10 protein-coding genes are annotated in these 14,459 nt (G+C 63.2%); 6 read left to right on the top strand and 4 right to left on the bottom strand.

Annotated elements, in window-relative coordinates:
* Positions 1-45 precede the first annotated feature (45 nt).
* Complete coding sequence (locus NCT03_RS19570) at positions 46-549, top strand: DUF6496 domain-containing protein (protein WP_250467337.1); 504 nt, start codon at positions 46-48, stop codon at positions 547-549.
* On the opposite strand, the gene NCT03_RS19565 is transcribed toward NCT03_RS19570, so the two are convergent.
* Positions 534-1,451, bottom strand: a complete 918-nt coding sequence (locus NCT03_RS19565) for a LysR family transcriptional regulator (RefSeq protein WP_250493552.1) — start codon at positions 1,449-1,451, stop codon at positions 534-536. The genes NCT03_RS19570 and NCT03_RS19565 overlap by 16 nt on opposite strands.
* Positions 1,452-1,569: 118 nt before the next feature.
* Here NCT03_RS19565 and NCT03_RS19560 point away from each other — a divergent pair, with 118 nt between their 5' ends.
* Together NCT03_RS19560 and NCT03_RS19555 are read left to right on the top strand one after the other, a co-directional pair.
* On the top strand, positions 1,570-2,334 hold the full coding sequence (locus NCT03_RS19560; RefSeq protein WP_250467336.1) for a transporter substrate-binding domain-containing protein: 765 nt from the start codon (positions 1,570-1,572) through the stop codon (positions 2,332-2,334).
* A gap of 28 nt (positions 2,335-2,362) precedes the next feature.
* Positions 2,363-3,487 carry a succinylglutamate desuccinylase/aspartoacylase family protein gene (locus tag NCT03_RS19555; RefSeq protein WP_250493551.1) on the top strand — a complete coding sequence of 375 codons (1,125 nt, stop codon included), beginning with the start codon at positions 2,363-2,365 and terminating at the stop codon, positions 3,485-3,487.
* A gap of 110 nt (positions 3,488-3,597) precedes the next feature.
* Here the strand turns inward: NCT03_RS19555 and NCT03_RS19550 are convergent, their stop codons facing one another.
* The 3 genes from NCT03_RS19550 to NCT03_RS19540 form a co-directional block, all read right to left on the bottom strand.
* Entirely contained in the window at positions 3,598-3,810 is a 213-nt protein-coding gene (locus tag NCT03_RS19550; RefSeq protein WP_250493550.1) for a methyltransferase domain-containing protein, read from the bottom strand.
* On the bottom strand, positions 3,770-4,285 hold the full coding sequence (locus tag NCT03_RS19545) for a hypothetical protein (protein ID WP_250493549.1): 516 nt from the start codon (positions 4,283-4,285) through the stop codon (positions 3,770-3,772). The genes NCT03_RS19550 and NCT03_RS19545 overlap by 41 nt, the downstream gene beginning before the upstream one ends.
* A 98-nt stretch (positions 4,286-4,383) precedes the next feature.
* The gene (locus tag NCT03_RS19540; RefSeq protein WP_250493548.1) at positions 4,384-6,369 is read right to left on the bottom strand and encodes a glycoside hydrolase family 28 protein; all 1,986 of its coding nucleotides are present in this window, start codon (positions 6,367-6,369) and stop codon (positions 4,384-4,386) included.
* 478 nt (positions 6,370-6,847) lie between these two features.
* Here NCT03_RS19540 and uvrA point away from each other — a divergent pair, with 478 nt between their 5' ends.
* From uvrA to NCT03_RS19525, 3 genes are all read left to right on the top strand, one after another.
* On the top strand, positions 6,848-12,670 hold the full coding sequence (gene uvrA, locus NCT03_RS19535; RefSeq protein ID WP_250493665.1) for an excinuclease ABC subunit UvrA: 5,823 nt from the start codon (positions 6,848-6,850) through the stop codon (positions 12,668-12,670).
* Positions 12,671-12,731: 61 nt separating this feature from the next.
* The gene (locus NCT03_RS19530; protein ID WP_250493547.1) at positions 12,732-13,169 is read left to right on the top strand and encodes an ACT domain-containing protein; all 438 of its coding nucleotides are present in this window, start codon (positions 12,732-12,734) and stop codon (positions 13,167-13,169) included.
* A gap of 6 nt (positions 13,170-13,175) precedes the next feature.
* Complete coding sequence (locus NCT03_RS19525; protein WP_250493546.1) at positions 13,176-14,456, top strand: DUF445 domain-containing protein; 1,281 nt, start codon at positions 13,176-13,178, stop codon at positions 14,454-14,456.
* Positions 14,457-14,459 lie beyond the last annotated feature (3 nt).

Here is a 14,459-nt window from a genome sequence, read left to right as displayed (position 1 = left end):
TGCTCGCCTTCCCCGGTGCAAGTCAACTTCCCAAGGAGTACCGACATGCCCGAAAAGAAAACCGTCGAAAGCGCCACCAAGGCGAAGCGCGCAGGCAAGTCCGCCAGCACCCAGGCGGGCAATTTCGTGAAAGAACAGATCGATCACATCCGCGAGGGCAAGCATGGCGCGAAGTCCGCGAAGCAGGCCATCGCCATCGGTCTATCCGAAGCCCGCCGCTCCGGCGTAAAGGTCAAGACGCCGAAGAAGGCCACCACGTCCGAGGCCACGCGCAAGAAAGCCGCACAAGACACGAAGGCAGCGCATCGCACGAGAAAGAGTCCGAGCACGGAGTCGAAGGCAAAGCGTTCCGCGACGTCCACGCGCGTGCTGAAGCGCGAAAGCACGAAAGCGGCATCGCACAAGTCGCTGTCGCGGCAGGCGCATGCAAGCGCAAGCCGGCGCTCGGCGGCGGATCGCTCGGCTGCCGCGAAGAAGGGCTGGGCAACGCGGCGCAAGAACGCCAGCGCTGCATCGAAGGGTTCATCTGCGCGTCACTCGGCACGTTGATCCGCCGCGCGCGGGAGCATTCGCGCGAACGATACGGCCATCATCGCGAGTTCTTGCGCCGCGGGCGTGAGCGGCACGCCCGCTCTTCGAAGCAGGCAGACGGGCGTCGGCGCGGCGCGTTCGGCAATCGGGATCACGGTGACGTGTTCCCGAAAAAACGGGTGCGCCACGAGGCTCGCCGGTTCGAGCGCGAGGTAGTCGCTTGCGGCAATGCAATGAAGCGTGTCGAAGACCGCTTCGGTGGTTACCGCGACGTTGGGCGGCGTGAGCCGGGCCGTATCGAATAGCGCGGACAGCTTGTTGCCTGCGTGACGCGTGCTTACCCACTCGGCATTGCAGAGACTCGAAAGCTTGCGCGCGCGTGCAAGCGGATGCCCCTTCCGCGCGATCACCGCGACATTGGAATGGAACAGCCGTGTCGTCTCCATATCATGGATGTCCGCGTCGGGCGCAATGAGTGCGAGGGCAAAATCGAGCCGTCCCTCGCGCACCCATGACGTCAGCACGCGCGACGTCGCGCTCGTCAAATGCACATCGATACGCGGACAGCGCTCTCTGAAGCTCGCGAGCAGCGCGGGAAACAGCCGCATGGTCGCATCGGCTGCCAGACCAAGCGCAACGCTGCCGGTTAATTCGCCGCGCATCTGACGCATCTCTTCTTCGGTCTTCGCACATTCGCCGAGTATTAGATCGGCGCGCACACGCAGGCGTTCGCCGGCGCTCGTCAGCCGCACGCCACGTACATCGCGTTCGAAAAGCGGCCCGCCCGCTAGCGCTTCCAGCTTGCGTAGCTGCTGCGTGATACCGCTCTGCGCAATTGTCAGACGCCGCGCGGCCGCGCGCAGGCTGCCCGCCTCTGCAACGGCCACGAAGATTCGCAATTGGGTCAGCGTCAATTCCATCGGCGATCTCGAAAAGTGATCATGATAATTAAAATGCCTCTTTTTAAGGGCGCTTTGTCCGCTTAGCATGAGCGCTCCAATCCCGAAAATATCCCGCCGACCCATGTTCAAAACGTTCATGCTCAGCAGCGCTCTTGCCGCCACGCTTGCGATGTCTCCGTTCGTTGCAAGTGCAAAGGACGCCGATACCTTGCGCCTGGGCATCGACCCTGGTTATCCGCCGATGGATGTGAAGACGCCCGACGGCCATGTCGCGGGCTTCGACGTCGATCTCGGCGATGAAATCTGCCGCCGCATCGCGATGCGCTGCCAGTGGGTCGAGCTGGAATTCTCCGGCATGATTCCGGCGCTGCAAGCGCGCAAGATCGACGGGATCATGTCGTCGATGGCGATCACCGACAAGCGCATGAAGCAGATCGCATTTTCGACGAAGCTGTTCCAGTTCCGCTCACGTCTGATCGCAAGGAGCGGCGCGTCGCTCGCGCCGAGCGCGCAGGGTCTCGCCGGCAAGCGCGTCGGCGTGCAAAGCGGCAGTCAGTTCGAGACCTACGCCATGAAGAACTGGCAGCCGGGCGGCGTGGAAATCGTTGCGTATCAGAGTCAGGAGGGTGTGTTCAACGATCTCGTCGCGGGCCGGCTCGATGCCGCGTTGCTCGGCTCCGTCGAAGCGGAGCACGGCTTCCTGAAGACCGCGCGCGGCGCGGGCTTCGCGTTCGTCGGCGCGCCGCTTTCCATGGGCGACCACGGCGTGGGCATGGGCATGCGCCAGGACGATGCCGCGCTGAAGACGAAGGTCGACAAGGCCGTGACCGACATGCGCGCGGACGGCACGTATCAGAAGATCGCGCACAAGTACTTCGACTTCGACGTCTACGGCGACTGAGCCTCATCTTTCACGGACTTTTTCATCGATGCAAACACGACACACGCCGCTCGTTTCCACGACGCTCGGTACGGCGCGCGAACTCGTCAGCTTTCATTTCGGTGCAGAACGAAGCGGCGAGAAGGTCTACATCCAGGCCTCGCTGCATGCCGACGAAACCCCCGCGATGCTCACGGCGTGGCAGCTGAAGAAGCGTCTGCTGCAACTCGAAGGGGAAGGGCGCTTGCGTGGCGAGATCGTCCTCGTGCCGGTGGCGAATCCTGTCGGCTTGTCGCAGCATGTGCTCGGGCAATTCCTTGGCCGCTTCGAGGCGAATAGCGGCCACAACTTCAACCGCGGTTTTCCGATGCCGCCCGCGCAGGCGTTGATCGAACGTATCGGCATGGCGTGGTCGAGCAGTGACGCCGCATACAACGCGCGCCTCTTGCGTCGCGCCGTGCGGGACATGCTCGGCGAAATGCGCGCGAAGAACGAGTTCGAGTCGCTGCGGCTGACGCTGCTGACGCTCGCATCCAATGCCGACATCGTGCTCGATCTGCATTGTTCGCTCGAAGCCACGATGCATCTCTACACGAGCCCGGCAAGCTGGCCCGCGCTGGAACCGCTTGCACATTATCTCGGCGCGAACGGCGTGCTGCTCGCGACGGATTCGGGCGGGCAGTCGTTCGACGAAATCCACGCGCTCTTGTGGAACGAAGTCCGTGCGTTGCTCGGCGGCGACGTGCCGCTCGGTGCGCCGAACATCGCGGCGACGGTGGAGCATCGCGGGCAGCGCGACGTGAGCTACGAGACGGCGCAACACGATGCGGATGCCATCGTTGACTTTCTGATCGCGCGCGGCGTGATCGAAGGCGAGGCGCGCGCGTTGCCGTCGCTCGTACTCGGCGCTACGCCGCTTGCGGGCAGCGAGCAATTGATTGCGCCGGTGAGCGGCATCGTCGTGTATCGCGCGTCGGTCGGGGCGAGGTTGAAGGCTGGCGACGCGGTGTTCGATATCGTCGATCCACTGACGGATGCCGTGACCACGGTCGCGACGAAAAACGATGGCGTGTTTTATATGCGGCGTGCGATCCGTTTCGCGCAGGCCGGTGCACCGATGGGGCGGGTGACGGGGCAGACGGCGTTCAGGACGGGGGTGTTGATCGGGGCGTGAGGTGGGTTAGTGCAAGAGCGTGTGGTGGACGTGCCTCGCCCAATCCGGAAATTCGCCGCGATAAAGAAGATGCAGGCCTTCGCTGAATGTCGCGGCTTTGAGACCGTTCACTAATGCCAGTAGCGCAGTGCAGACGCCGTATAAAACGACACATGGCCGTTGCGAGGCATGCAATACCACCACTGTCCGATATCATCGCGCAAAGTGCTTTGAGGGACGAACAGCGTACTGATGAGCATTGCGCCGTTGCCGTCGATAAGGCTTGCCAGTGTATCGACGAGTCTAAGCGGCTCGACGTGATGCTCGACTTCGAATGCAAGCACGACGCCGTAATCGGTCGATCAGTGACGTATGGTCGGACGCTTCGCCAAAGGGATCGTACGAGCTTATTCGTTCGAACCCGCGAAGCCGAAGTTGCTGTTCGAGAATCCCCGATGCGGCGCCGTAATCGAGAAGCTTTTCTTGCGCGAGGCCGGGAAAAAACTCGGCGATCATCTGTGCGTCGGCATTTGGCCGCGCGAAGGTGTAGTCAAGATCTTGCCGTTCGTAAGCCGCGTTATAGATGTGTTCGCTGAAGTCGTTCGGCGTCCAGTCGTCAAAGGCGGGCGCGTGGATAAATCCGCATTGCTCGCAACGATGGTAGTAGATCGATGTGCCGAAATACGGATCGACTTTACATCCAGCCAGATGATCCGCGCCACCGCGCGAGAAGTCGGCGAGTCCACACAGGGCGCTCGGTTTCGCGCAGCATTTGCATGTTGAATAAGGCGCAGCCTTATTCATGCCGTCGAACAGCATCGTCGTACCAGATGAAAGCGGGCGCGCATTTCAACATGCCGCGAATGGGCACATAACGGCAAGCGGCTGCGGACTCGAAGCCCGCAGCCCAAAGCTTCTTACCGCGCATCACTCACCGTCTGATTCAACGTCTGCCCCGCGATCACCGTGTTCTTCAACACGATGTCATGCACGTTGTACGCATAGATCGGCCCGGGCGTTGCCGCCGTCGCCGGTCCGGCCGCAACGGGCGTGCCGAAATCGCAATCGGTGATGGTCACCCCGGTGATGGCCGGAATGGCCGGCACCGGCGCGGGGCCGTTGTAATCGAACGCGACCGGTCCTTGCGCGACGATCGCCTGAAAACACGATCCCGTCGCGCCGTTCGCCGTGACGTTGCTCGCCTTCACGTTGGAAATGTTCACGTTCTGCACGAGGGCGGGACGCGTGCGGATGGCGTCTTTCGACGGCTGATAATCGCAATCGAAGGTGATGATGCCGCCCTGCGCCGCCGATGGATTCGCCGCGCTGGCCGTCGCCACGCCGAGCGGCACGGTCGCGTTGATCGGACTGCCCGCGAGCAGGCTGCTGCCGTAACCGGACGGCGTGAGGCTGACGCCGTTGGGCAAGGTCACGTTATCGACGTAGAAGTCCTTCACGAAGCCGCCGCGATTCATGTTCGTCTTCACGCGAATCGCAATGTTCAGCGAGTTGGTCGCCCAGAACTTGTTGAGCATTTGCAGATTGCGCGCATAGATTTTCTGCACGCCGCCGCCCATTTCGCTGCCTAGCGTGATGCCGCCGTGGCCGCTGTTCATCGTGCAGTTTTGAATGACGTGGTTCTGCGCCGGGCCGTATTGCGTATCGAGATCCTTGCCCGACTTGATGGCGATGCAGTCGTCGCCCGTGTTGAACACGACGCTTTCGCACAGGACCATGTCGCAGGCGTCGGGGTCGAAGCCATCGTTGTTCGGACCGATGCTGTCCACCGTCACGCTGCGCATCACCACGTTCTTGCAGTCGGTCGGATGATGCTGCCAGAACGGCGTATTGATGGTGCGGTAGCTCTCCATCAACACGTTCGTGCAACCGATGAATTCCACCATGCAAGGCCGCAGATAATGCCCGAGACCGAAGATGCGCTTCTCGATGGCGACACCCGCCTCGGACAGCGCGGGCAGATAGTTCTGGTCCTGCTGCCACGGCGTGGCGGGGTTGGTGAGTTCGGCATAGAGCGTATCGGAGATGCCGGGCGCGGCGGTTTTGAGATCGACGTTCTTCGAGTTGTTCGACGCTTGTGACGGCGTCGAAGAATTGACGCAGCCATACACGCCGTTATTGCCCTTCCACGTCCACCAGCTCGTCGCAGTATTGCCGCTGCCGGCAAAGGGCGTCATTGCCTGGCCATTGAGCACGGACGTATCGCCTTCGCCCGTGAGCGCGACGTTGGTCTGATTGCGCGCATAGACGGGCGGGCCGTAGTTGAGGCAATCGTTTGCCTGCCAGCGGCTGTAAAACAACTTGCCGTTCGGGCCGCAGTCGATCGGGCCGTCTTTCGCGTAATCGGCCGGGTTCGGGCTGAAGAAAATTTCGCAGTTCGCGCTCAGATGAAAGTCGACGTTCGATTGCAGCACGATCGGCCCCGCGCAATACCAGTTGCCCGCTGGCACGACGACGCGTCCGCCGCCCGCCGCGCTGCACGCCGCGATGGCCGCGAAAAAGGCGGGACGCGAATCGAACGAGCCGGGCGCTTGCGTCTGATCGGCGCCGCTGCTCAGGGGCGACTTCGTGGCATCGGTATAAGGATTCGCCGCCGCCACGACAGCGCATGGCTTCGCGCCGTAATCGGTGACGAGGAACTGACGGCTCGGCACCATCGACGTCGATACACCCTTGAGCGCATTGACGATTTGCGTGGCGGAGCCGGACGGGCCCCAGATCGCGTCTTGCACGGTGGGGGGTGCTGAATCGTCATGACCGCCGCAGGCGCTAAGAAGGCTCATTGCGCTGATTCCGCCGAAAAGTGGGGCGCTTGCCGAGACGCCCGCGAGCTTGACGAAAGAACGTCGTGATAGCGAACCTGCTGACGGTTTTGGGGATTTCATTTGTTGTCTCCTGGATCCGGTCGGGGCCGGTTTTGTGGATTCGGTGAAGTCTTCGTACAACGGTTAACCGGATGCTTGCGCTGCAGCAAATGGATCAAGACGAAGCTTCGGGAAATCGTTTTCCTGACTTACGATATCGAAGTTGTCAGGCATTGGTCAAGTAAAGTCAGGCAGCGTCGGGTTGGGACTTTCCCGCATAGTGCGCAACCCACCCCGGCGCCGACGACGTTCGCCAATGACACTAAGATGTTTGCTCGCAGGCCGAACGCAACCGAACAGCGGCCGCTCTCTCCGCCGATCGCCGGGCGAGAACTTTGCGACACTACCCAACACCCCGGCTGACACTTCCGCGACGTTTGGCAGCGAATACTGTATGCGTGTACAGTACTGTTCGCTGCAAGAGGCGCGTTTCGAGCAATCGACGCGCCGCTGCAAGCGGCTCGTGACAGCCGTCCAACTCATTGAACCGGTTGAAAAATTGGCATCGAACAACGCAATCCGCATCCGCGGCGCTCGGCAACACAATCTCAAGAATCTCGATCTCGACCTGCACACCGGCCAGATGACGGTTGTCACCGGCCCTTCCGGTTCGGGTAAATCGAGTCTCGTGTTCGACACGCTTTATGCCGAAGGCCAGCGGCGCTATGTCGAAACCTTCAGCGCCTACGCCCGGCAGTTTCTCGATCGCATGGACCGGCCGCAGGTGGATCGCGTGGATGGCGTGCCGCCCGCCATCGCCATCGACCAGACGAACCCGGTGCGCAGCTCGCGCTCGACCGTCGGCACGATGACCGAACTGAACGATCACCTGAAGCTGTTCTACGCCCGCGCCGCCGAACTGTTCGACAAGAAGTCCGCGCTGCGCGTGCGTCACGACACGCCGGAAACCATTTACGCCGAACTGCTCGAGCGCACGCGCACGGACGACCCGCGTCTCGCGATCACGTTCCCGGTCGAATTGCCGGACAGCGCAAGCGATGACGAAGTTGCCCAATGGCTTTCCGCGAGCGGCTATACGCGCGTTCAGGCAAAACGTCACATCGAAACCGAAAGCGGCAAGCGCCAGTTGCTCGACGTCGTCGCGGACCGTTTTCGCCTGCACAACACCGAACGCTCGCGCGCGCTCGAAGCGATCGAAAGCGCGCTCTTGCGCGGCACCGGTCGCGTGAATGTCTACATGCTGAAGGACGAAGGCGAGCCGGAAATCTGGCGCTTCTCGACCGGTCTGCATAGCCCCGAAAGCGATCTGCGTTACGCGGACCCGCAGCCCGCGCTGTTCTCGTTCAATTCGGCCTACGGCGCGTGCGAAGCGTGCCGTGGTTTCGGCCGCGTGATCGGCGTTGATTTCGGCCTCGTCATTCCCGATGAAAAGAAGACGCTGCGCGAGGGCGCGGTCAAGACGCTGCAAACGCCCGCGTGGAAAGAAAATCAGGACGATCTCGTGCGCTACGGCGCGAAGGCGGGCATTCGTCTCGGCGTGCCATGGAACGAACTCACGCAGAAGGAACGCGACTGGGTCATCCACGGATCGCCCGACTGGACCGGCAAGTGGCAGAACCAGTGGTACGGCGTGCAGCGCTTCTTCGACTATCTAGAGTCGAAGGCGTACAAGATGCATATCCGCGTGCTGCTCTCGAAGTACCGCAGCTATACGACGTGCCCGACATGCGACGGCGCGCGTCTGAAGACCGAATCCATGCTGTGGCGTCTCGGCACGAAGGAGCAGGCCGATGCCGTGCTCGCGCCGGCCAGTCGCTTCATGCCGAAGGGCGTCGACTGGACACGCGAGCAGCTCGAAGCGCTGCCCGGTCTCACCGTGCACGATCTCATGCTGATGCCGATAGAGCGCATCCGCCGCTTCTTCGATTCGCTCACGCTGCCCTCGACCTTGCTCGATGAAGCACTCAAGCTCTTGCACGCCGAGGTGCGCACGCGTCTGAAGTATCTCTGCGATGTCGGGCTCGGCTATCTCACGCTGGACCGGCAGAGCCGCACGCTGTCGGGCGGCGAAGTGCAGCGTATCAATCTGACGACCGCGCTCGGCACTTCGCTCGTCAATACGCTTTTCGTGCTGGATGAACCGAGCATCGGGCTGCATCCGCGCGATTTGAACCGCATCGTCGAGGCCATGCATCGTCTGCGCGATGCGGGCAATACGCTCGTCGTCGTGGAGCACGATCCATCGGTGATGCTTGCGGCGGATCGTCTCATCGACATGGGTCCGGGGCCGGGTGAACGCGGCGGGCAGATCGTCTATGACGGCACGCCGGGCGATATCGAGTCGAGCGACACGCTCACCGGCGCCTATCTCGGCGGCCGCAAGCAAGTGGCGCACGCGTCGAACTGGAATCGTCGCGCGACCGACGCGAAGACGCCGCGTCTCGTGCTCGAAGGCGCGAGCGATCACAACCTGCAAGACGTCACGGTCGAGATTCCGTTGCAACGTCTCGTCTGCGTGACAGGCGTATCGGGTTCGGGCAAATCGACCTTGATTCAGGACGTGCTCGCGCCCGCGCTCATGCGTCACTTCGGCAAGGCGACCGAGACGCCGGGCGCGTTTCGCGCGTTGAAGGGCGCGGAGCAACTGAGCGATGTGGTCTTCGTCGATCAATCGCCTATCGGCCGCACGGCGCGCTCGAATCCGGCGAGTTACGTCGGCGCGTTCGACGAGTTGCGCAAGCTCTTTACGAAAGCGCCGCTTGCCGCACAGCGCGGCTATAGCGCAAGCATGTTCAGCTTCAATTCCGGCGATGGCCGCTGCCCGACTTGCGGTGGCTCGGGCTTCGAACACGTCGAGATGCAGTTTCTGAGCGACGTCTATCTGCGGTGTCCCGATTGCGACGGCAGGCGTTATCGCGCGGAAATCCTCGATGTGAAGATCGAGCGCGGCGGCCGCCATCTGAGCGTGGCGGACGTGCTCGAACTCACGGTGAGCGAAGCCGTCGAGCTCTTTGCGAATGATGCGGAAGTATTGCGCGTGTTGCAGCCTATCGTCGATGTCGGCCTCGAATACGTGAAGCTCGGTCAGCCGGTGCCCACGCTTTCGGGCGGCGAAGCGCAGCGCCTGAAACTCGCGGGTTTTCTGGCGGAAACCGCGTCGCCTGCGAGCAAGAGCGAAGCGAAGCACGGCCGCCTCTTCATGTTCGACGAGCCCACCACGGGCCTGCATTTCGACGACATCGCCAAGCTCATGCGTGCGCTCGGCCGTTTGCTCGAACGCGGGCATTCCTTGATCGTCATCGAACACAATCTCGACGTGATTCGCGCGGCCGACTGGATCATCGATCTCGGTCCGGAAGGTGGCGACGGCGGCGGTCAGGTGGTATGTGTCGGCACGCCGGATGAAGTGGCCGCGTGCGAGCATTCGCACACGGGCCGCGCGCTCGTCGATTATGAAGAAGCGATGACGCCCGGCGCCGCCGACAAGCGCGCGGGCGTGCCGCTGCAACTAGCCGCGGAAGTGGCAAGCGCGCGCCGTGCTCTGCAGGGCGAGGACGTGGTGCGTATCGTGAATGCGCGCGAACACAACCTGAAGTCGCTCGATGTCGATATCCCGCACAACAAGTTTAACGTGGTCACGGGCGTGTCGGGCTCGGGCAAATCGACGCTCGCCTTCGACATTCTTTTCCACGAAGGTCAGCGCCGTTACCTCGAATCGCTCAATGCGTATGCGCGTTCCATCGTGCAGCCCGCTGGCCGGCCGGAAGTCGATGCGGTCTTTGGCATTCCGCCGACCGTGGCAATCGAACAGCGCCTTTCGCGCGGCGGCCGCAAGAGCACGGTCGCGACCACGTCGGAAGTCTGGCACTTCCTTCGGCTGCTCTATGTGAAGCTCGGCATACAGCACTGCGTCAACGACGGCACGCCGGTGCAGGCGCAAAGTTCGGAGTCGATAGCAGCGCAGATTTTGCGCGACTACAAGGGTCAGCACGTCGGCCTGCTCGCGCCGCTCGTCGTGAATCGCAAGGGTGTCTACACCGATCTCGCGAAATGGGCAAAGGCGCGCGGCAACTCGCATCTGCGTGTGGATGGCGAATTCCTCTCCGTCGATCCCTGGCCGAAGCTCGATCGTTTCCGCGAACATACGATCGAACTGCCCGTGGCGGACCTCGTGGTATCGGCGGATAACGAAGCGGAACTGCGCCGCCTGCTGGACGATGCGCTCGAACTCGGCAAGGGCGTGATGCATCTGTGCGCGCCGCTCGACGATCTGCACGGCGCGTTGTCCAATGGCAAGAAGCGCGGCAAGGAAGAGACCATCGTGTTCTCGACCAAGCGCGCATGTCCCACTTGCGGCACGAGTTACCCCGAACTCGATCCGCGCATGTTCTCCTACAACAGCAAGCACGGTTGGTGCAACACATGCGTGGGCACGGGCGTGAAACTCACGCGCGAACAGCGCGCCGCATTCGACGATACAGTCTTCGCGCAGGACGATCGCGGCCGCGAACAGAGCATCGGTTCGGTGGATCAGGAACCGGACGATATCGTCGATCAACCGTGTCCCGAGTGCGAAGGCACGCGTCTGAACGACGTGGCGCGCGCCGTCACGTTCGGCAATTATCCGATCACGGAGGTCGGTCGCTGGACCGTGACGGACACGCGCGAATGGATCGCGGCGCTCAAGCTGCAAGGCCGCGATGCGGACATTGCGCGCGATGTCATCAGCGAGATCGAAGGGCGTCTGCAATTTCTCGAGGAAGTGGGCCTCGGTTATCTGAGTCTGGATCGCGCCGCGCCCACGCTGTCGGGCGGCGAAGCGCAGCGCATCCGGCTCGCGGCGCAGCTTGGCAGCAACCTGCAAGGCGTGTGTTACGTGCTCGATGAACCGACCATCGGACTGCATCCGCGTGACAATCTGATCCTGCTGTCCGCGCTCAAGAAGCTCAACGACAAGGGCAATACGCTCGTCGTCGTCGAGCACGACGAGGACACCATTCGCCGCGCGGATCACATCATCGATATCGGGCCGGGCGCGGGCAAGCGCGGCGGCACGGTGGTCGCGCAGGGCACGGTGTCGGACCTCGCCGCGCACAAGGACTCGCTCACGGGTCAGATGCTCGCGAACCCGATCGTGCATCCGTTGCAGCCGCGTCGCGAAGTGCGCGCGGCCGCGGGCAAGCGGCCCGCCGTGCCCGAGCAATGGCTCACGGTCGAAAAGGCGACGCTGCACAATCTGCGCAACGTGACGGCGAGCGTGCCGCTCAATCGTCTGGTCGCCATCACGGGCGTTTCCGGTTCGGGCAAGTCCACGCTCGCACGCGACGTGCTGATGACCAACCTGCTCGATGCCGTCGGCCGCTCGGTGCTTTCGTCGCCCGCCGTGCGGCGCGCGCGCCGCGCCGTGCAGACCGATGCACCCGCGAAGTCGCGCGCTTCCGTGCTCGCACGCGAAGCGCCGCGCCCCAAGTTCGATGTCGTGCACGCGTGGCAAGGCTGCGCGGGCGTGACCGGCTTCGAGTCGATCGATCGCGTGCTGGAAGTGGATCAGACGCCCATCGGCAAGACGCCGCGTTCTTGTCCGGCTACGTATATCGGCATGTGGGACACCATCCGCAAGCTTTTCGCCGATACGCTCGAAGCCCGCGCGCGCGGCTACACGCCATCGCGTTTCTCGTTCAACACCGGCGACGGACGCTGCCCGGCGTGCGAAGGCCAGGGCGTGCGCACTATCGCCATGAGCTTCTTGCCGGACGTAAAGGTGCCGTGCGATGTTTGCCACGGCCAGCGCTTCAATCCGGAGACGCTTGCGGTGACTTGGCGCGGCAAGAATATCGGCGAAGTGCTGACCATGGAGATCGACGAAGCCGTGGAGTTCTTCGCGTCGATGAACAGCATTGCGCATCCGTTGCAGTTGATGAAGGACGTGGGCCTCGGTTATCTCACGCTCGGCCAGCCGTCGCCGACGCTCTCGGGCGGCGAGGCGCAGCGCATCAAACTCGTCACCGAGTTGTCGAAGGTGCGCGACGACATCACGCGGCGTGGCCAGAAGCCGCCGCACACGCTCTACGTGCTCGACGAACCGACGGTCGGTCTGCATATGGCCGATGTCGCCAAGCTGATTCGCGTGCTGCATCGGCTGGTGGATGGCGGGCATAGCGTGATCGTCATCGAGCACGATCTCGATGTGATCGCCGAAGCGGACTGGGTGCTCGATCTTGGACCCGAAGGCGGCGTGAACGGCGGCACGATCGTCGCGGCGGCGGACCCGGAAACGCTGGCGAGCCATCCGCGCAGTCACACCGGAACGGCGCTGCGGCCCGTGCTCGGTCGAACGCGCGCGACGGAAAACGCGGCCTGAAAATCGCGATCTGGCGCGGGCTTGCAGTCAAGCCCGCGCCGTCGCATTGGGTGGAGCAATCATGTCTCAAGCCATTTCGGATCTGAACACGCTGCTCGCTTCGATGCGTCCCGAGCTTCAGCCCGGCGTCTATGTGTTCGCGTCCCTGCCGCACGATGCGGTGGTGAGCGGCGCGGGCATCGTCGCCACGTTCCGTGAACGCGAAGGCATGACCGTCGTGATGGAGGAAGCGGCGGCGCAAGCGGCCAACATCGCGCCGTTGTTTCGCGCCGCGTGGATCACGCTCACGGTGCATTCGGACCTCGCCGCGGTCGGGCTGACGGCTGCGTTCGCGCGTGCGCTCGGCGACGCGGGCATCAGTTGCAATGTGCTTGCGGCGGCTTATCACGATCACATCTTCGTGCCGGTGGAGCATGCCGGGCGCGCAATCGACACCCTCTTAGCCTTGCAGCGAAGTGCTGATAAGCTTGCGCCCTCGTCAAACCCGCCAACTCGATAGCACAGCATGGATACGCAGGATAAAACCGTCGCGCTCAAGCGCATGAAGTGGTTCGCAGCCGCGCTGCTCGTCGCGGCGGGCGCGCTTTTCGCGCTCGCCAAAAGTCAGCACGATGCCGGCGCGTGGGCATGGGTCTCGTCGTTCGCGGAAGCCGCGATGGTCGGCGCGCTCGCGGACTGGTTCGCGGTCGTCGCGCTGTTCCGGCATCCGCTCGGCGTACCGATTCCGCATACCGCCATCCTTCCCGCGAACAAGGCGCGGGTGGCGGACAACCTCGCCGCATTCGTGCGCGACCGCTTTCTCGGCACCGATGCGCTCGTCGCGCGCGTCAACGCCTTCGACCCGGCAAGCCGCCTGTCGCTCTGGCTCGCCGAGCCCAAGAACGCCGCGTTGCTCGGCAACAAGGCAGTGACGGCGGTCGGTCAGTTGCTGTCCCTGATCGACGACGAGCGTGTCAAGTCGATGCTTCACGAAGCCATCCGCCGCCGCGCCGAGCAATTCGATCTCGCGGGCGCGGCGGGCGAAGTACTGTCGACGCTGACGGAGGATCGCCGTCATCAGTTGCTGCTCGACGAAGGCCTGAAGCAGATGGCCGCGTGGCTCGACAAGCCCGAAGTGCAGGAGATGCTGGCGGCGCGCATCGTCGGCGTGGCGGGCGAGGAGTATCCGAAGCTCATCGGCATGCTGGGTTTCGTCGGACTGAACGCGGAGGAACTCGGCGCGAAGTTCGCGGCAGGTCTCGTGCGCGGCGCGAATCAATGGCTGCACGATGTCAGCGAGGACCCGGAACACGAGCGTCGCAAGGCTTTCGACGAAGCCGTCGCGCGCTTCATCGAGCGTCTGAGGAGCGATCCGGCGTTCAAGTCGCGTATCGACGACCACAAACGCGAGTGGCTTGCGCGGCCGGAGTTGCGCGGCTACGTGAGCGGTCTTTGGGACGAGTTCATCGGCTGGCTCGACGCCGATCTCAAGCGCCCGGACTCGACGCTGCACGCGCGCGTCGTGGCGGTGGCCGGCAGCTTTGCGCAGGCGCTGGGCGGCGATCCGGCCTTGCGCGATTCGATCAACGAACACATGCGCGACGCGCTGAAAGCGCTTGCGCCGGAGTTGCGCGAGGGGATCGCGAAACACATCGCCGCGACCGTCAAGCAATGGGACGACGCCACGCTCGTGCGCGATGTCGAGCTGAATATCGGCCGCGATCTGCAGTTCATTCGCGTGAACGGCACGCTCGTGGGCGGCGCGGTCGGGCTGCTAATTCATGCGGTAACGGTTCTTACGGCCTGACGC

Origin of the sequence: Caballeronia sp. GAWG1-1 (assembly GCF_023631465.1) — a bacterium.
Lineage (GTDB): Bacteria > Pseudomonadota > Gammaproteobacteria > Burkholderiales > Burkholderiaceae > Caballeronia.
Note: the sequence above shows the minus strand (reverse complement) of the source record. Positions and strands in the feature narration are given on the sequence as shown.

Excerpts from the sequence above, each read along its gene's own strand:
- NCT03_RS19525 (WP_250493546.1), top strand. The coding sequence starts at position 13,176 with ATGGATACGCAGGATAAAACCGTCGCGCTCAAGCGCATGAAGTGGTTC.
- NCT03_RS19545 (WP_250493549.1), bottom strand. The coding sequence starts at position 4,285 with ATGCTGTTCGACGGCATGAATAAGGCTGCGCCTTATTCAACATGCAAA.
- NCT03_RS19540 (WP_250493548.1), bottom strand. The coding sequence starts at position 6,369 with ATGAAATCCCCAAAACCGTCAGCAGGTTCGCTATCACGACGTTCTTTC.
- NCT03_RS19555 (WP_250493551.1), top strand. The coding sequence starts at position 2,363 with ATGCAAACACGACACACGCCGCTCGTTTCCACGACGCTCGGTACGGCG.
- NCT03_RS19530 (WP_250493547.1), top strand. The coding sequence starts at position 12,732 with ATGTCTCAAGCCATTTCGGATCTGAACACGCTGCTCGCTTCGATGCGT.
- NCT03_RS19560 (WP_250467336.1), top strand. The coding sequence starts at position 1,570 with ATGCTCAGCAGCGCTCTTGCCGCCACGCTTGCGATGTCTCCGTTCGTT.
- NCT03_RS19565 (WP_250493552.1), bottom strand. The coding sequence starts at position 1,451 with ATGGAATTGACGCTGACCCAATTGCGAATCTTCGTGGCCGTTGCAGAG.
- NCT03_RS19570 (WP_250467337.1), top strand. The coding sequence starts at position 46 with ATGCCCGAAAAGAAAACCGTCGAAAGCGCCACCAAGGCGAAGCGCGCA.